Genomic DNA, 19,484 nt, shown 5'->3' with positions numbered 1-19,484 from the left:
TAACGGGTAAGTTGAGCCACGTGGATTGAGGTTAAGATTTATTGAACTAACGGGACACGATAGTTCAGCGGCAGTCTAGGACTTTATTTTCTCGTCATGGCTGCCGTTGTTTCTATTACTGGGGGCAGTCTAATATTTACTTTACTAAGTCTGACGGTTTTTATATTCAAAAAGCCGCGTGAGATCAATGCATCCAGTCTAATACTTTATTTTCTTTGAACACTGAAAATGTTACTACGGGGCACTATATGAAGTTGTAGTTCATAATTGTGAGTTAATGTTGCTAACCGCTGTTAACACTCAATAAAATTCACTCATTGTACTAAAAATCCAGCATAAAGCTTATAAATTATGCTCTTAAGCAGAACTAATGTCAGGCATTTCCTCCCGATTTCACTCGATTTATTCTATTCCATTCTGATCTCTCCCCGATCACTTTCTTGATTGATTTCCTGAAAGACACTTACCAGCTCAGGCCTTTTCTTCAATTTAGTCTCATCTCACGTACCATGTCCTGTTCTGTCCTTGTAGTCCTAATCTTAATGTCTTTCCTTGTTTTTCTCCTGCTTTCATTCAAACTTTTAGGGTTCAATTTATGGTTTTGGCCGGATTGCTTCTTGAAACCTTGGGAATCTATATCTGAAATATTTAATATGAAAGAACATTAAAGTAAATAAGGAAAAGTCCTACACTTGAATGGAAGCGAAGTGTTGCCACTAGCTAAAGAAATAGTCGGTTAACCTATTAGAGATGTTTGGGAGGTACTCCTTTTTTGTGCGGGAAACCTAGTCACAGCAAGTGCTGTGATTTATGAAATTGATTCAGTTAGTATATTTATAATTGCTATTTAAATAATAATTTTTCCATAATACCCATTTTTTAGATGAATTAACTTCAGAAAATGGAGTCATAGCATTTGAGCAGATGATGTTACGTTCAAAAAATTAATCGAATGTAGTGAATTATTTGATTCTTAACAGGGAAGTTATTGGAAATGTCGAATTGTATAAGGATAATAGTATTGGCAATTGAGAAAGTAAGGAGCTGGAAGATTGAACAGTACAATAAAAGATAATACTTTGAGTTCTTATTGAATCCTTTTAAAATACTGATAGCACTATTACAAAGGCAAATATGGAAGGGAGATACTTGGATTCTTGAAGGTGACAGGGATAAGTTATAGTACATTGGACAATGGCTATCTAGACTAGTAAGCTTATTAAGTTCAAGAAGATTCCACCATAAATACATACAGTTTAGTGTTAATGAAAAAATGCAATGATTTTTAAAAAAAGTTACTTCCGATGGAGTTGATTGTATAATAGTTCCAAACAAATATTTGTATTATTACTTAAATAATCAATTGCGGTAAATGTTGAATGTCATATAAATACTTGAATTTTTCAGGAGGTAAAAATGAACAATTTAGACTTAATAGAAAAACTAAAAAATAGCCCTTGTTATCTCTTTTTGGGACAAAATTATTTGAAATATGGAAACAATGTAGACCCTTTCCTCAATTCGATAAACAAACACTTCGAATTAGATTGTACTACTGCAGAATTAAATTATAATTTACTCCTAAACATTGCTGATAAGAACGAAATAACATCTTCATTAGGATGGATGCAAAATAGGAGCAACAAAATCTCTAAACCTGAATGGCTGAATAAAATAGCTAATATTCCATGGAATGGCGTATTTACTTCAGCGGTTGATACAATTATAGGAAGAAGTTTTCAAAATAATTGGAGAGAGGTTCAGTCTGTATTTTCACCGGACAGTTATCCAAAAGATTTTAGAAGTAAATCGAAAATGCATATAAGCTATCTATTTGGCTCTATTAGTCAAGAAACCTTGGAAGAACGACCACCTTTGAACAGGTTAGAACTTTTAACTGCTAGGCATAAAGCCATAAAATTATTAGGTAGAGTCAATAAAGAATTTCTTACTCCTTTTGGGTTGTTTATAATAGATGGTTACGACCCAGATAACGATTGGCTTAAACTTGATGACCTATATCCTGTTTTGGAATCTCTAGATAAGGGACAAGCTTATATGTTTGGAGTGAAAGATGAATTACACTCTAATCCGCTTATACTTCATTTAATAGAAAACCAGAAATTAATTATTAGTCCTCTTACTCTACTTGAAAGCTTAATAAACGTTGATTTAGATTTTAATATTGATGATTTTAGTTTTGAGGAACATTCAATTAATAAAAGAATTACTATAAATAATAAAGTTAGCATAATGCCAAAAGAATTATATAACGATATTTCTAAAACGGCGTTAGTTTTAGATGATAGAATACTTTTACCTAAATATGAATTTGAAACTGATATTGAGACCCAAAAACACTTCCGTAATTTTTTATTTGATTCAAGTACTTCTCCAGTATGGGAAGCATATAAGCATAAATTTAATGTGCCGAGGTCATATGAAAAAGAAATATCGAATGAGATCGACAAAATATTATACGATAAGGAACATTATTATTCGCATCCAATAATATTACATGGTCAAACAGGAACAGGAAAAACGGTTTCATTAGGTGCTGTTGCGTATAAATATAAATTGAATAAAAAATATCCTATTCTTTTTATTACTAGAAATACACAAAATATTTCTTTTAATATAATAGATGACTTTTGTAAGTGGGCTGAAGATAGTGGTGCAGATAAAACTATTATTTTTTGGGACGATACAATTTATGATAAAGCAATAGATGAATACTTAGAATTAAATAATTATTTAATTTCTAAGGGAAGAAAAGTTATTATTATCGGGAGTGCCTATAAATTAAAAGAAGACATAATAAAAAAACACGTTGCTATTTATATCGAAGCTCCTGTGGTGTTAAATGATCGTGAGAAAAAAGATTTCCATGATAAATTTAATAGTTACTCGGGACGTAAAGAAACCTTAGAACTTTTATGGGAAGATAACTACGATAATAATTTTTTAGTTGCCTTGTATCGTTTACTTCCTGGAAGCAAATATTCTATTAGAAAAGGTGTTATTTCTGAAGTGGAAACCTACGAGACAACACTTGGAAAAGTATTGAAGATAACAACAGATAAGTCATTAAACGCTATGGAACAAGCTTTTCTTGATTCAGGTATTGATATAAGTACCTTAAGGCTAGACGAAGAAGAAAATAATTTTAATTTCCAAAATATTTCTGAAATAGTATCTGTAATTGGACAATTTGGACAGGGAATACCTATTGAATTGTTACTAAGAACTCTAGAAGGTGAGTTCAACTTAGAAATTGCAGAAATAATTACTAAGTTAGATTATTTTCATACTCTACCTACCTCTAATGGTGGTCTAAAAGTATATCCACGTCATAAATTAGAAGCGCAAATAATAGCGCAATCAAAACTGAAAATTCAAAATCAAATAGATTTAATAATAAGGATCCTTACAAATATAAAAATGGGGGACTTTAGGAATCAAGATGAACTAGTCTTTATGGTAGAGCTTTTAAAAGCAATCGGACCAAATAACGAGGAGCAAGTTTATAAATATAGATCTTATTATAAAAGAATTTCTGAAACGTTAGAATTTTTGAGAACGGAATATGAAATCTATAATCAACGAACTATTATTCAAGAAACGACATATCTACGAGAATTTGTTAAGTTTGATAATAATATAGATTCAGATGAAAAGATTTCTCTATTACAAAAAGCGGAGAGAATCCTTAAAGAAGAAATATCAAAAACAGATTATATGAAAGCTAAAAATAGATTCTTGGGTACTCTGTTAATAGAACTTTCTTCTAATCTAGGAGCGCAATTAAAATTCAAGATACTTGAAAAAAAGGAGAAAAAAGAAATACTTAATAACTTCAATCAGCTCCAGGAGTATTTGAAAAAAGCTCAGATTTATTCTTCCGATTCATACTATCCATTGGATATTTGGGCTTGGACTACTGAAGCTATGCTAGATTATAATTTGTCTGGTGAAGAAAAAAGTGACATTTACGCCAAATTTTTTGCTGCTTTTGATAAAGCTGAAGCAGAAAATCCTGAAATACTCCAACGTGAAGATTACAATGAAAGATTAGTATCTATGGGAGATTTATCAGGTTATTTAGATATTTCGGAGGAAGCTTTTAATAAGTTAATTGAGATGGGCTCTTCATCTGGAATCTATCTAAGGGCGAAGAAAATTATATCTTCTGTGGATTTACAAAAACCATTAAAAAATACAGATGAAGAAGTTTGCAAAGAAGCAATAGAGTATTTAGAATCATATAAAGAAAATATTCTTCAAGATGAAAAGTGTCTTTTTTTATTATTAAAATTAATATGGGCTTATAACAATAAGAAACCCTTATTCTATAATGAAAAACAAACTCTTCATTTTTCACGAGATAATTGGGATTATTTAAAATTTATTTTAGAGAAAATCATTACTCTAAATAATGGGAATACTACTCCTCAAGTGAAATATTTAAGAGCTATTACTCTATTTCATCTTGGGGAAATTAATGAATGTCTATCAACGTTTACTGAAATTAGAGATAATTATTATATAGGCGCCAGAAGAATAATCATTAGCTATATTGCTTCAAACTCTCTTGGGAAACCTTTAATTTATTCAGGGCAATTAGATAGTCTGGACTCTAATAAAGCTATGTTTTATATACCTGAATTACGTAAACAAATTCCGTATTTCAATCGTAATTTTATTGCTAAAGATCCCGAGATTAAGACGACGTATACACAACTTACTTTGGGCTTTAATTTTTTAGGCATACAGGTTGCCTCACATGTGGGGGGAGGAGTATCCCAGCATGAATAATGTGAAACTCTTTAATGCAAATGAAGATATAGTTAAAGAAATTAAAGCCATTGAAGTTATAGTTAAAGAAATTAATGTAATAACAAATAACTTAATTAGTGAAATAACGTTCTTTGAAGTTGTTGATATAAAAGAAATATCTAACCCATCAGAGGATTCATCATTTTTACATTTAGTTTCGCATTTATACGGTTTATTCTATGAACGAAGTAGGGTAAATACTGCTTATATAATTAACCATATGGATTCATTTGTTGGTGATAGTATATTTGCCCAAGAACAATTGAGAAATTTTCGTAATTTAAGAACATATTACTCTCATATATCGAAAAAAAACCTACGAGACAAACAAATAAAAGACGCTTGTTTTATGTGGTTTTATGAAAATGGCGTAGTTGCTCCTCCTGATAATGCGAACGATTGGAAAATACTGAATAATGCTTTACTTAACAATTCAATAGAATTGCTTAATGACATCAAAATGTGTTTACAGCAATTAGGAACAGATGAAGACTTTAATTTTATTAAAGAGGAATGGCTAATTCAAAAAACAAAAGATTTTCCTGATCATATTCTTACAGATTTCGCTATAGAAATATGCAATAATTTTGATTTAAATAATATCAATGCATATGCATTGATAAAAAAAACGAGCTCTAATATAAGAAGAAGATTATTAACTGCATCTTTTGAGGATAAAGAAAGTCTCAATATATTAGTGAAACAATATATTGAAGAAGAACTATTTACAACGGATAACATACCTTGCCCAGTTACCGGTGACGACATATTATCTCATTTTAATGTTAAAGGAAAAGAAATTGGAGAAATTAAGAAACGAGCTATAGATTTACACAAGGAGAATATTTATTTAGGAAAAAAAGAACTTATCAATCTTCTGAGAAGGGATTTTTCAAATTTATTAATAAGATAAATCTTATATAGACATACTGCAAACCTGTCTACACAATAACTATAAGACATATAGTGTGCTTAATATTGATGGTAGGCAAAGAGAAGTGACTCATTCGCTGAAGTAAGGAAAAGGATAGATGGACAACACATGTGGAGTACGGTACTTTTTGTAAAATACATTATTTTTTTTCATTGAGTAGACTATTTCGTCAACATAAGTTATGTATTAGATTCCATAAACACATAACTTATGTAACGCATGTTTATACATTAGTGAAAAAGTACCTTTTCTCAACTTACGTGAAAAACAAGAGTTTTTAAAATTGTAAATAAAAGATTTTCTCACCTGAAATGAAAAAAAAAGCCTAAATCAAGCTGTTTTTTGCTTATTTTTCTCATCTTAAATGAAAAATCACAGTGTCTGCATTTCTTAGTCATTTTGAAGTTATGATTCAAGTGGCTTTCTTTTCACAGCTGTAAACATCACATCACTTCAAACGATCTACCCAAACATCATGTATAATTGTTTCAATGTTAAAAGTTCGGATGGCATACTTTATAGGAGCCTGTATCGATTCTAAAATCAATATAATCTCATAAAGAGCCATCTTTTAAGAAATTCATAAAGGACCTTGCGGTGTTAGAGCTAGCAAGGTCTTTTATGTTATAGAATACATTAGATGAAGAGCATGCTTAGTTAGAGTAATTGGCAGTAAGAAGGTAATAAATCCTCTGAGAAAATAAAGGTATTAGACCGACGCTACAGCATTACGCTAGCGGGCAGGTTAGTTCAATGACAAGCAAAAGCCGCGAGGATTTTCCACGCGGCTTTTTTACGGTTGGTGATTACCAATCATTACGAACACTCTTTTACTTTTTAGTAAAACTATTATATATGTTAGCTTGCCATCATATGAGCAAACATTATTCAGAATTAGCGGTATATGATCTTTCATTATTCATGATCATATTTTAAAGTACAGATCAGAGCACCATTTTATTTTTGATTCTCTGCTTTTCTCATAAATTTTAATAAGTTGATTCATTACAAAAATTCTTTGGACTATATCCCCACTGAATAGGTTGAGCTGACGTTTAAAGTTGTCTATTTCGGATTGATAAGGAGATGAATGTTTCTCATTTTCCTCATAAATTTTAAGGAGGTGAAAGTGTAATTTGTATATCTCTTCATAAGACATCGCTTATCCTCCAATGATTATAGTATTTTATCATTATATCCAATCTTTAATATAATCAGACTACACCGGTAATATTTCTCTGTTATCGATCGAATGCACTTTTCTGGACAGATCGTGGTCTAGTATACAACAGACATTACATTGAGGAACAAAAGGTGGTTGAGTTATACCGATTATTAAAAATATGAACTACACCATCTTCATGAGATAAATGGTTTAATCAAAGTAAAAAAAACGGTTCGTTCAAGGGAACAGATTACATATACAGTGAAGAATCCGAGCTAGAATTCGGAAAGAAAATAAACAGTTTCTTATGAATCTTCTTCAGCAGAAGAGATTTTTCTGTCCTCGTCGATATTCGAAGCAAGTTGAACAAAGCTATGGAACTCGTAAGATGAATGTAAAATTAGAAAAGCTAGAGTTAACGGTCGATCAAGTAACAATTGCAATATTGTTTAACACACTGTTTAAGTCGCTGAAACTATATTAACAACAAATAGAGTAACTGAATAAACTAATTCCTAAGTATTCAACTAACGGGCAGTATAGTTTATACGCTTCGCGAATAACTCCAAGTATGGAATTAATTGCGAAGTTCGCAAATTAATCGTTATACACAATTACACGAACACCTGAAACCATTTCTAAACATAATCGTAGCATATTGTAAATAAATTGAATTGAGGTGAAGTATGAAAGCTTTTGATTTCTTAAGAAGAGCCTATTATAAGCTTAGTTATTATTATCAGAAATTTCAATTGATTGTAATGTCTTTTGTAGTTGTTGGAATAGTTGATTATTTTTTTATTTACGAGATTTTCGTTTCATTATCAGCATTATTTCCTGTTTTTATTTTAGAAATTGCTCCAGTCATTATTATCATTTTATCAATATTTATTATTCGAGGAATCGTTAAATTTATAAAGAAGATGAAAGAAAACAAACACTTACTATTTTTATTCTAACAAGAAATTATCATATTAAGAAGCTTTGACCGTATTTCAAGGAGTGTGCAACATCGTATAACACCATATTCACGCTTCTTTTCATTGGATTCTCCCATAGCATTTCGAGGATTTCAGTCAGTTTTTCATTAAGCTAACGGGACACTATAGTTCAATAATGAAAGGGCTGCCGTGAGTTAGCCCTTTGTTCAACTAACTACAGACCATATCATTGTCTATGCATGGCCATCCGTTGAAGGATGGCCCTGTTTCATAACTTGCCATTACGAGTTGAGCCTATCGCGTGCTCGCAACATAATTAAAAATCGTATCTCTCAACTCGAACTCGTACGTCAAAGCATTAACAATCCCCACAACGCGATTGTTGTCATACAGTTCAAGCATGAATCCAGCCATCTCCTTCGCGGTATGGAACTTCGGCACAGTCCCGTGATATTCGAATTCGGTGACATCGAAAGAATGCTTCGCGAATTCTGTTTCTGTTGCGGCAGGTGCTAACACTTTAGCCTGCATAAGTGCACCTTGACTGTTCAACTCATGAGAGAGTCCTTCAGTGAAGGCACTCACATAGAACTTAGTTGCGCAGTACGTTATGGCATTTCCTACAATCGTATAGCCGCCACCGGATGAAACGTTGATTAATTGTGTTCCTTCAACATTGGAGTAGTCACGAACGAAGAGAGAGGAAAGTATCGTCAACGATTCAATGTTCAGATGCAGCATTGCAGATATTTTATCTAAATCTTGCTGGGCCACTGAAGCAAAATTGCCAAATCCCGCATTGTTGATCCAAGTTTCGATTTGGAACCCTTGTAGACCTTCATACAGCTTATAAGCATTCTCGGAAACGGATAAGTCAGTCGCTCGAATGATGACATCTACATCGGGGTTGATACGAGTGATTTCAGACTTTAATTCCTCCAGCTGTTCCTTTCTGCGGGCTACAACAATTAAGTTTTTGCCGCGAGCTGCAAAAGCTAGAGCAGTTTCATAACCTATACCTGAACTGGCTCCTGTAACTACAGTATATTTCATGTGACTTCCTCCCGTTTTCTACAAGAATGTATGGTGAACCAACAACGATTTCATCATACAGCTTAGAGTTTACTCTAAGTCAAATGTTTTTTATAATTAGGGGGACTCTTAAAATTCACATAGATTCGGGGGCTTGTATGTATACGATCAGCGATATAGCCAAATTATTGGGGATAACCGCACATACACTGAGATATTATGAAAAGGAAGGGATCATTGCTCCGATACGTAATCCGAGTGGAGAAAGAGTATATGATGACTCAAATCTTGCCTGGCTGCGATTTGTGATGAGGTTGAAACAAACCCAAATGCCGATCTCACAAATCAGAGAATATGCACATTTATATTTAGAAGGAGAGCATACGACCCAAGCCCGCTTGAACCTTCTCGAAGATCATAGAAACTCTGTTCAGAGTCAAATCAGAAACTTAACAGCCACAGAGAAGGTGCTGAAAGACAAAATTGCAGCCTACAAAAATTCCATTACTAAAGAGACAGGCGTTCGCTAAGCAGGCGACACAAAAAGTGATCCAAGTAATCTTGATGCATTCGATGTGATGCAAAACACCGGTGAGGAACGGATGTTGAATTAGTTTTATCAAGATTATTTGATGTTCTAAATGCAGGTGGACATCTACTAATCGTAGATTTTAATGAAAATGAAAAAGTAGTTTCAGATATCGTTCATAACGGATTTAATCAAGTAAAGCTAACCGACATTATGACTAAAATAGGATCCAGAAATATTCAATCCAGAACTTTTTATACCGGAAGTAAAATATTCATGGGACAAGATGCATCGATGTTTATTCTTGATGCTCAAAAATAAACTTTTAGGCGGAAATTAGACCTTTCTTCGGGGAGGTCTTTTACGCACAGGGCCCCGAGAATCGGCGTTGGCGCAGCAAAGAGGACTTGTGCCCATCCTGCATTCGCACAAGCAGGCAGCCCGCCCCTGGCGTACAATGAACTATAACCAGTGAGACGAGGTGGACTTCCATGGCACAATCTAAAGAGGTGTTCGCACGGGCCAAGCAGCTGCAGGGTCGACCGGTATGCATTACTCTGCATAGCGGAAAGACCTACATCGGCTACATTACCGATGTCAACAGCAGCGTCTTGACGCTTGCCAGCGCCGGAGCTCAGCCGAGCTCCTCATCCGGGAAGCAAGGCTCCCGGCGGCCTATGCAGGACAGGGCCGGCTCCCATGCCTCGGGCAGCCGTCGAAGTGGCTCGCGCAAGCCATCCGTCCGTTCCCGATCGCGCAAGTCTTCGGTCCGTTCCCGCTCCCGTAAGCCGGATGCCCAGGTATCGGCCTTTCTACCGATGATAGGCTCGTTGTTCGGGGGATTAGGCGGCATCGGAGGGCTTGGCGGCGTGTTGGGCGGCGGCATACGGCTGTTCGGCATGGTCCAACGATTTGTCCCGGTCATGAAGATGGGGTACGGCATGATCAAGTCTATCCGCCCATTTTTCGGCGCCGTTCAAGGCTTGATGACGCCATCCGGAGCAGCGGCCGCGACAGGCGAATCACCGTAACCGCAAGAGGAATAGCCCTTTTGGACGGTCCAAGGGGGCTATTCGTTATCGGCGGGGAGCCGCCTATACCATATGGTTGAAAACGAATATTTAACGCTTTGGGAAGAAGCGGATAGCCTCCTTGTATGCGGGAGCCGATTTGTTGCATTAAGCAACAAAATCATAAGCAAAACGAAAAAAGGCGTCACTGGGTGTTATTCCTGTGACGCCTTTTTTTCGTTTTCTGTCAATCGATTCATTCTTGAGCGGGTTATGGGCTTAAATACACCGAGCCTCGTTCACTGAATCTGATTGATCTTCGATTCGCTCCCAGTACTCCGACATCAAAAATTTTTTCGCCTTCAAAAATATTTAGAAAAATATGTTAAAGTCGTAGCTGACCCACGCCGAAAATCAATAAAATGTTTGGAAGATTGAACTAGATCTCGATGAGCCCCAAATCATAAACCTTAGAAAGATGCAGGAAGTGAAGTTATAAAAGCAAAACTCGGATACTGGCTAATTCTTTTACTTGCCGGCTCATTGGGGCTTTTTTAATGCACACGGATGATCGATGAAATTAGCTGAGTTCAATAAGTTATTGTTTAAATGAAACAAAGTTGCATACTAATTTGCATTCCATTCAAACTTTCCCCCTAGCCGAACGATGTTCAGGTTCAATGCCTGAACATCGCTCGGCTTTTCTTTTCCCAGGCTTTCATTCCACGAAGTGTAAAAGTACAAATAAGTTGGTCCTAATGTATTTGACCGATAGTTACTGTGTTAAAAGAAAATAAACTAGTAGACTAGGGAAATAAAGTTGTAGACTGAGAAAATATAGCATTAGACCGAGAACGGTATTAAGCTCCCTCGAGATGATTAAATTTTCTCACTCAAGCTCATGAATTCGCAGGATTTCACCTTTAGCTAAGTGTTAGATAAGAAGGAAACAGAGGAGTCGGTCGTTTGGAACAACTGAAAGGGCATGCAGGAATAAAGATGAGAGAATATCATCCAATTTGTTCCATATCCTGCACGTCTCCATGTCGCCCCTAGCGATTTTCACTCCCATGTCTCAACTGGTCTATGCCCTTTCATTCCTTCGTCACATCTAACTAAGGGGTGGAGGTCGGTTTTTCTAACGGAACGGGTCCGAGCCCTTTTGCTTAATGCCTCCCGATACTCCGTGCTTCTTGTCCATCCTGCGAATGCATCAGCTGGAGAAATAACGCGCTTAAGCTGCTTGCGGAAATACTTTAAATGAACTATATGCTTCGCTGCTCTTGGCTAGGCCAACAAGCATTCGGGCCACTTTACCACATAATTTCATAATGGATTTCATTTTCTTGAGCTTTTTCACGTCTACATTGTAGTGGTGCAGGGCTCTAACATCCGGATTGGTCATGACCATACACATCGTCATAAGATAGAGAAAACGTCGGAGACGAGGGCGGCCGCGTTTGCTAAGCACCATTTTCCCACGCCATTTCCCGGAACTGGCCTCAGCCAGGTTTAGACCCGCATGACGAAGCAAGGCATTTCCGTGTGCGTAACCACTAAGATCACCAGCTTCTCCTAACACACCGGCTAGACTGGTTACATTTATACCTCGAATGGAAAGTAACTTTTGGGCATAGGGAATGCGCTCCAATACGAGATGTACTTCGTGTTCAATCTGCTCAAGCTGGCGCTGAGCCAAATCGTATTCTTCGAGCAGATGACCCAAGTGCAATTTGTAGGCGTGTAGCGCCTTTGTAGCACCAACGCTACGTTTTAGCCAGTGCAATAAGCTGCTCGGCCCGCCGTAAACCCACATGACGCTTCACATATTGTTTCCAACCAGCAATGACTTGCTCTGTCGTTAATCGGCTAATTTCCTTCGGGAGAGGAAACAGCCTTAAAGTGGCAATGGCACTAGTGCAGGTGAGAATTTTAAAGACATACCGAAGTTCAGGGAACACAATATCTACCCAGCGATGGATCTGGTTAACAGCACTGTTAAGCCGTTTAGTAACCGTGTCCCGATTGGCCATGAGAATCCGTAGCTCCTCGTAGGCCTCCGGGTTAAATCGTACAGGGGAATAGTAGCCGTTCTTAACCATATCCGCGATGACGAGTGCGTCTTTGCGGTCGCTTTTTGATGGGGTATTGTCGCGATTTTCTTTGTTTTTTTTAACGAGGTGGGGATTCACGAGAACAGCTTCAATTCCTTTGCCTGAGAGCCAGCGAGCCAGACTCAGCCAGTAATGGCCGGTGGGTTCCATACCCACAATGATTTTGCTCAGCTTATAAGACTTGAGCAGATCTTGAATTCAACGACCGAATAGTTGAAAGCCCTCGTCATAGCTACCGAACTCTAGCGGTGTACCCAAAGCAATTCCTCGAAAGCTAACCGCACGAGCGACGTGAGACTCCTGGGCAATATCTACACCGACAACAAGATGCAAAGAAGAAATATTTTCAATGAGTTGATTTTGTTTATCCTAAGATTTAAACTTCATAGATGAGCGACCTCCTAGTGGTGAGATTTTAGGGCTGCAACCCGTTACCAACTCCCATATTACAGAGGCGCTCTATTTTATTCAAAGTCTAAATTAATGACTCTACAGGAATTCTAACGGGACACTATAGTTCAATAAATCAGAGGTATTCTAGGACTTTATTTTTTCGTCTATGGTTGCCTCTGTTTCTATCTATTGGATCAGTCAAATATTTTACGAAGTCTGACTGTGTTGTAATTCGATAAGCCACGTGAGACAAACAATAAATCCATTGAACACTTTGGAAGTTGAGCTTGATTTATATGAAATGGATGTATGTAGTACACTCGAAACGATGAAAGGTGAATATCAATGGAGAACATAGCAGTAAATGGAGTTGAGAATATCTGAAATATAATCGGTGATGATTAAACAGAAGATGTTTTTTTTCTGATTCAGATGTATAAATGATGGAATTTATGACCATGATGTAACTATTAGTGCATTAATTGAAGATAGACCTCGATATAAATCCTCCAGGTATAAAACTATTCAAAAGATTAATTTTTTTTTAAGAGAGCAGTGTCACATTGCTATCTGTGAATAAGATTAAATTATGGTTTCCAATTTCAGAGCTTGGCAAAAGAATTAACTTTAGTCAGGGGAAGTTAATAGAATGTATCAAGATATTTACTAGATATAAATGTGTTTGAGGAATTTTGAGGAATAAAGTAACAATGCCTGTTTAGCTGATTCTATTAAATGACAAATGATATGATAGTTGTATCATATTTATGATTTCATATTTGATAATTATATGAATTTCAAAAAAACTCTAGTTAACATATGGTTTTATGATCTGCCTATCATTTTCTGCTTTATAAAGATAGCTTCCTTACCTTGTTCAAGATTGTAGCAATTTTATATTTAGAAATTTCATAGTGCTTAACATTGGCAGGTATACGTCAACGTTAAGCACTTTTTTGTCTGTATTTAATTTAGAAAGACCATCGTAGAATCAAAATGTAAATAGTGCAAAAATATACATTTTGTGCTTTGCGGATATTATCATATGAACAATACGCATTTCGTTAACAGTGAGCCTTCATCCCAGCCTTTCTTCTTCGGAAGGGAAACCCTTGACGGAAGCTGAAGCTCGTATTGAAGAACAGTTATCTCCAGAAATGGTTGTATAATTATGCAATTGTTTGAAAACCCCACAAATTTTTTTCTAACGAATTATGAAATAATGAATCATTTTTTCTTCAAGGATTAACAAATTCTATCGTCACCAAGCATACAGGCAAGGTGTCTTAATGATTTCAAGAATACGGACTCGAATTGTTCCGGGTTGCATTAAGATTTATTTATAAGCTACAACTGATGCATTGAAAAAAGAGCCGTTGCCCCGCACACTCTACGCGGGATAACAGCTCTTCTGCAAATTATTTTTTCTTGCAATCGACATTCTCGTAAACTGGAACCACTTCGGCTGAAGTGGGGGCACGATTAATGGCTACAATTCTCCCCATGCTTTCTCAAGTGTTTTGAGGAACACATTCGCCGGCTGCGCGCCAGAAATAGCATATTTACGATCGATGACGTAAAACGGTACGCCACTTACACCCAAACGATTGCCCTCGAGATGATCGGCACGCACTTCATCGGTGAACTGATCGCTTACCAGCATCTTCGCTGTAGCTTTCGGATCAATTCCTGCTTCTGCAGCAATTGCAATCAACGTATCATGATTGCCGACATGTTTGCAATCGGTAAAATAAGCTTTGAACAACAACTCGGCTACCTCAATATTTTTGCCATGCAGCGCCGCAAAATGAAGAAGACGGTGAGCATCTAACGTATTTGTCAGCTGAAGCGTATCAAATCTAAGGTCCAAGCCATCTGCTTCAGCCTGTTTGGCAAGCCCCTCGTGTATCGCCTTTGCTTCTTCCCGGCTCATTCCAGACCTGGCGGAAAGCGAATCGTACGCATCATACGTAATATCTTTCTTCGCATTTTCATTCAGTTGAAAGCTTTTGTAAACAATTTTAACTTGATCTTTATTGGCAAATTGCTCAAGTCCGGCTTCGATACGACGTTTCCCAATATAGCAGAATGGACAAGCAATGTCAGACCACACTTCCACTTGCATTTAAAATCTTCCTTCATACTGCAATACTACCAGAACTTTATATGTTTTCATTTATTTAGCACGAACCATGTTCAAGGGTCCGCTAAGGTTATTATTGAGGCTTTTACTTAGCGTATAGCCTCTTCTCCCCCTTAAAGGCTTGCACCAAGTGAGTATCGAGCAGCTTACCGCAACCGCGACTCAACTTGGTTAATTATATTATAATTTTATTATATATCTATTACAGACACAATAAACAAATTGACATTGTGAGTAGTACTATTGTGAAGTAAACTTATCTCTTAAGTAATAAGGATGTTATTACGCATCTTGCTTCTTCATTGCGCCATTGCTCCTCATCATAAAGCCGGCGAAACGAGAACCACACTTCATCAAGCAATTTTGGTTCATCGAGAATTTGTTTGTCCGACGATGTAACCTTCAACTTCAGCAAAGAGTTTTAAAGAAACAGGTGCAACACCGCATCTTGACAAAAGTGATTGCATATTACTTATATTTTTTTGAATTTATATTTCGACACCATAAAATAAGCAAGAAACATCAATAAAAAAATTGATACAAGTCTAGAAACGCTGTTACTTGGTGCAACTAATGAGTACAATGCGAGGATAAAACCTGTAACTGTAATCGGCAATCCAATAAAAGCACCTTTAAATTTACCAATATTATATTTGGCCAATCTATAAGAACCGCTGATGATGTATAACAATAGAACACAAATACCAACCGCTTTTATATCTAAGTGAAAATAATTGAACTTATTGAATATCAATAAGGCAGGTGCAACTCCGAATGAGACCAGATCTGCCAAGGAATCCAATTCTTTGCCGAGTTCACTAGATACATTTAAATGACTTGCGATTCTACCATCATATCTATCTATAACAGCTGCAATAATTATAAAAATAGCACTTGCAAAATAGTTTTGGTTTATATTCTCAAGAATTGAAAGAACTCCAAATGATAAATTCGAGAATGTAAGTAAATTAGGTATCCATTTCTTAAAGAGCATTTTCTTTCCCCCACGTTTAATAAATCTTCCTAATTATTCATCAGTACTTTTACCAAGCTTATAAAATTTGTTGATAATCTTATCTTTATAAATTAGTCCCAATATAAAACCTAGTACAGCTATTACTGATATGATAATTGTTGATGTATAATCTTTTTGATATATGTTAGATCCAACGCTTACAGATGCTACAAGCCAAGGGAGCCTGCCCACAAGTAAAATCCCGAAAAACCTTAAAGGCTTTATAAGCGTCAAACCCGCAACATATATTAATAAATCCTTTGGAAGTCCAGGAACTAGGAAAAAAAAGAGCAGAATAACGGAAATTTTTTTATTGTCCATCATATCTATCATCCACTGAAATTTCTTCTTTTTCATTAAATTCCCTATAAAAGATCCGCCCAAAAATCTAGCAAAATAGAAAGCTATAATAGCGCCTAATAGCATTCCTGCTATTGTATAAATCGATCCTAACAGGTCCCCATATATATACCCTCCGGCAATTTGGATTACTTCTCCTGGAATTGGAGCAATCACTGTTTGGAGTATTTGAAAAAGAATAAATACAGTGGGTCCTAATTTCCCCATTGAAAGGATATAATTTCGAAATTTATCAATAGATACAGTCAATTGAAGTAGATTAGGTAAATATTTTAGCACTAGGATAACTATTATAGTTCCCAATAAAGTCAGTAATATTTTACTGATCAACAGTTTTTTTGATTTATCCACAATATTTATTCCTCTCTCACATATTATCTGAATACAATTAACAGTTTACGGAGATTATCTTAACAATGACCTATGATGAATCTTAAGAATTCTTAAGTCTTGTAAAACATGTAGTTTTTAGCCTTATTGCATTCTATACTGGAAATATGATGGAGGGAGATTGATGAACAGTATAAAGAATATTCTGATAGCTGATGATAACGATGAGATCAGAGAGATCGTTCATGTTTTATTGGAGAGTGAAGGCTATAATGTCATAGAGGCTGTGGACGGAGAAGATGCTGTAAATAAGGTCGATGAAACCATAGATTTGTTCATACTTGATATTATGATGCCTATAAAGTCTGGATTCAGGGCATGCGTAGAAATTCGTGAAAAAACAAGTGCTCCTATTTTGTTTCTAACGGCTAAAACTCAGGACTCAGATAAGTACATGGCATTTTCTGCAGGAAGTGATGACTACCTATCAAAACCATTTTCATATACAGAACTGGTTTCAAGAGTGAAAGCCTTACTAAGAAGGTATTATGTATATAAAGGAAAAGATAGAGTGGATGCTCCTGATACTATCAATATCAATGAACTAGTAATAAATACTACTTCAAATGAAGCATTTATAGATGAGGAAGAAGTTACGTTAACTGAGATCGAATATAAGATCCTGCTATTAATGGCACAACATAGAAAGAAGATATTTTCAGCACAAAATATATATGAAAGTGTGTGGGAAGAACCCTATTTCTTCACTTGTAATAATACTGTGATGGTGCATATCAGAAATCTAAGAAGAAAATTGGAAAAGGATCCGCAAAACCCCGAATACATTAAAACGGTTTGGGGAAAGGGGTATAGAATTGAATAAGTTTTTATGGGGAAAACTGAAAATTAAATTAATTCTCAGTCTTGTTTTTTCATTTGCTATTTCTCTAGGGATATTTTATTTATTACAAGTAGCTGGGGAAAACTTATTGGGGATTTATTTTAATAAAACATCATTCATTGAAAAACAAGAAACTCAAGCCCTTTTTGAATTTAAAAGTTATGTATCAGATAACGGTTTGACCCTAAATGATCAAGATAAAATAACGAAGTGGGTCAGCGACAAAAAATATGTAGAGATTTATATTTATAAAGACAATAATCTGCTTTACTCTTCTAATAGTTATATATCTGCTGCTGAAAATGGAGAATACCTAATAAATCCAAGTCTAATTCGTGAACCGTTTGATAATATTGAATTTGCTGACACGAATGCCCAAATGTATATGGAGTTCTTTTTTGAATACAAGTATGGTTACATTATCATTTTTTTAGGTGTAGCCATCTCCTTTATTTTTTTTATCAGTATTATGTTATTTTTCATTAACAAAAAGACCTCTTATATCGGAATACTCGAAAATGAAATAAAGATATTAGAAGGCGGCAACTTGGATTATCAGATTACGATAAGAGGGAACGATGAACTTTCTTCGTTGGCTCAAAGCATTAATGAGATGAGAAAATCATTTATCGAAAAATTGGAAAGTGAAGAGAAAGCCCGACTGGCAAACAGCGAACTGGTCACAGCAATGTCTCATGATTTAAGGACACCCCTCACAGCACTTGTAGGGTATTTAGATATTATCAAATACAAAAAATATAAGACGGATGAAAATTTGATGCAGTATATCCACAATAGTAGAGAAAAGGCATATCAAATTAAACATCTCTCCGACAAATTATTTGAGTATTTTACAGTGTTCAATACAAATGAGGATGATTTAGAGCTGGAAACTTTCGATGGAAATCAACTAATAGATCAGATAATCGATGAGCAGCTTTTAGTATTACAAAATAATGGGTTTCTGTTTGAATTCACTTCGTGTGATACGCCTTTTTATTTAGAAGTGAATTTAATATCAATGCGCAGAGTTTTTGATAATATCTTTTCCAATATTACAAAGTATGCGGATAAGTCTAAGCCAGTTAAAATTAAATGTTATATTGATAATCAATTTTTATTGGTTGATATTAACAATTACATCAATAATAACTTGAAAAAGGTAGATAGCACACAGATTGGTATGAAAACATGTGAAAGAATCATCAAAAAGCATAAGGGGGAAATAGTTGTCACAAGAACCGAGGATACCTATTCTGTCCACATTCGTTTATCTGCAAAAACTCCACTCCAATTTATAACAGGGACTGACCAAAAGCATCGTAACCTATTTAGTCACAATGTGAATTTGACCTTTATTGATTTTGGGGATAGTTAATATAATTGAGTTGTTTATGATTTAACGACTGCAGCTACGCTCAAAGGCTACCCTCGTCTGTCCGTCCTTATCACAATCAAAGGGGCAGAGGCGATGAATTATCAATTATCGGATCGAAACGAAGGAAAGCTTTGAAGTTTTCGGCATTGAAGGCGTATTTCCTATGTGTGATGGATCGCAAAAGCTGCGAAAAAATCTTCAAATGTTGTGAAAAGTGGATCACTGATGGATTCGTGTAGGATACTTGAACTAACAGAAAACGATTGTTGAATAACACACAATGATGAGCAGGTGCTACGTAGCCTGCTCTTTTTTATTTACCTAATGGGCAGTTATGTTGAACAACAATTGGATCTGCAAGAAACTATTATGAGATTAGAACGTTTATAACTGTATAGTTAAA

11 protein-coding genes and 1 pseudogene are annotated in these 19,484 nt (G+C 35.6%); 7 read left to right on the top strand and 5 right to left on the bottom strand.

Going from position 1 to position 19,484, the window contains the following annotated elements:
* Window positions 1–1,416: 1,416 nt before the first annotated feature.
* From PGLA_RS17500 to PGLA_RS17485, 3 genes are all read left to right on the top strand, one after another.
* Window positions 1,417–4,815, top strand: a complete 3,399-nt coding sequence (locus tag PGLA_RS17500; protein ID WP_068535325.1) for a DEAD/DEAH box helicase family protein — start codon at window positions 1,417–1,419, stop codon at window positions 4,813–4,815.
* Window positions 4,808–5,749 (top strand): hypothetical protein, encoded by a 942-nt coding sequence (locus PGLA_RS17495; protein WP_068535323.1) that lies wholly within the window; start codon window positions 4,808–4,810, stop codon window positions 5,747–5,749. The genes PGLA_RS17500 and PGLA_RS17495 overlap by 8 nt, the downstream gene beginning before the upstream one ends.
* 1,872 nt (window positions 5,750–7,621) lie before the next feature.
* Window positions 7,622–7,894 carry a hypothetical protein gene (locus PGLA_RS17485; RefSeq protein ID WP_068535319.1) on the top strand — a complete coding sequence of 91 codons (273 nt, stop codon included), beginning with the start codon at window positions 7,622–7,624 and terminating at the stop codon, window positions 7,892–7,894.
* A gap of 276 nt (window positions 7,895–8,170) precedes the next feature.
* On the opposite strand, the gene PGLA_RS17480 is transcribed toward PGLA_RS17485, so the two are convergent.
* Complete coding sequence (locus PGLA_RS17480; protein WP_068535317.1) at window positions 8,171–8,929, bottom strand: SDR family NAD(P)-dependent oxidoreductase; 759 nt, start codon at window positions 8,927–8,929, stop codon at window positions 8,171–8,173.
* Between the two features lie 137 nt (window positions 8,930–9,066).
* Between PGLA_RS17480 and PGLA_RS17475 the strand changes: the two genes are divergently transcribed.
* Together PGLA_RS17475 and PGLA_RS17470 are read left to right on the top strand one after the other, a co-directional pair.
* On the top strand, window positions 9,067–9,438 hold the full coding sequence (locus PGLA_RS17475; RefSeq protein ID WP_068535315.1) for a MerR family transcriptional regulator: 372 nt from the start codon (window positions 9,067–9,069) through the stop codon (window positions 9,436–9,438).
* A gap of 490 nt (window positions 9,439–9,928) precedes the next feature.
* The gene (locus tag PGLA_RS17470) at window positions 9,929–10,468 is read left to right on the top strand and encodes a hypothetical protein (protein WP_068535312.1); all 540 of its coding nucleotides are present in this window, start codon (window positions 9,929–9,931) and stop codon (window positions 10,466–10,468) included.
* 1,213 nt (window positions 10,469–11,681) lie between these two features.
* On the opposite strand, the pseudogene PGLA_RS17465 reads toward PGLA_RS17470, so the two are convergent.
* The 4 genes and pseudogenes from PGLA_RS17465 to PGLA_RS17450 all read right to left on the bottom strand — a co-directional run bounded on the left by PGLA_RS17465 (window position 11,682) and on the right by PGLA_RS17450 (window position 16,823).
* Window positions 11,682–12,912: pseudogene (locus PGLA_RS17465) on the bottom strand (IS110 family RNA-guided transposase).
* A 1,531-nt stretch (window positions 12,913–14,443) separates the two neighbouring features.
* A complete protein-coding gene (locus tag PGLA_RS17460; protein ID WP_068535310.1) occupies window positions 14,444–15,079 on the bottom strand; it encodes a DsbA family oxidoreductase in 636 nt (211 codons plus the stop codon).
* A gap of 490 nt (window positions 15,080–15,569) precedes the next feature.
* Window positions 15,570–16,091: a CDP-diacylglycerol--serine O-phosphatidyltransferase gene (pssA, locus tag PGLA_RS17455; protein ID WP_068535308.1), complete on the bottom strand. Its 522-nt coding sequence runs from the start codon at window positions 16,089–16,091 to the stop codon at window positions 15,570–15,572.
* A gap of 33 nt (window positions 16,092–16,124) precedes the next feature.
* Window positions 16,125–16,823, bottom strand: a complete 699-nt coding sequence (locus PGLA_RS17450; protein ID WP_068535306.1) for a TVP38/TMEM64 family protein — start codon at window positions 16,821–16,823, stop codon at window positions 16,125–16,127.
* A gap of 163 nt (window positions 16,824–16,986) precedes the next feature.
* Here PGLA_RS17450 and PGLA_RS17445 point away from each other — a divergent pair, with 163 nt between their 5' ends.
* Together PGLA_RS17445 and PGLA_RS17440 are read left to right on the top strand one after the other, a co-directional pair.
* Window positions 16,987–17,685, top strand: a complete 699-nt coding sequence (locus PGLA_RS17445; RefSeq protein WP_245700056.1) for a response regulator transcription factor — start codon at window positions 16,987–16,989, stop codon at window positions 17,683–17,685.
* On the top strand, window positions 17,678–19,081 hold the full coding sequence (locus tag PGLA_RS17440; RefSeq protein WP_068535304.1) for a sensor histidine kinase: 1,404 nt from the start codon (window positions 17,678–17,680) through the stop codon (window positions 19,079–19,081). Before PGLA_RS17445 ends, PGLA_RS17440 begins: the two co-directional genes overlap by 8 nt.
* Window positions 19,082–19,484 lie beyond the last annotated feature (403 nt).

The organism is Paenibacillus glacialis (assembly GCF_001637205.1).
GTDB lineage: Bacteria > Bacillota > Bacilli > Paenibacillales > Paenibacillaceae > Paenibacillus_AQ > Paenibacillus_AQ glacialis.
The sequence above is the reverse complement of the archived record's forward strand: the minus strand, read 5'-3'. Positions and strand labels throughout refer to the sequence as shown.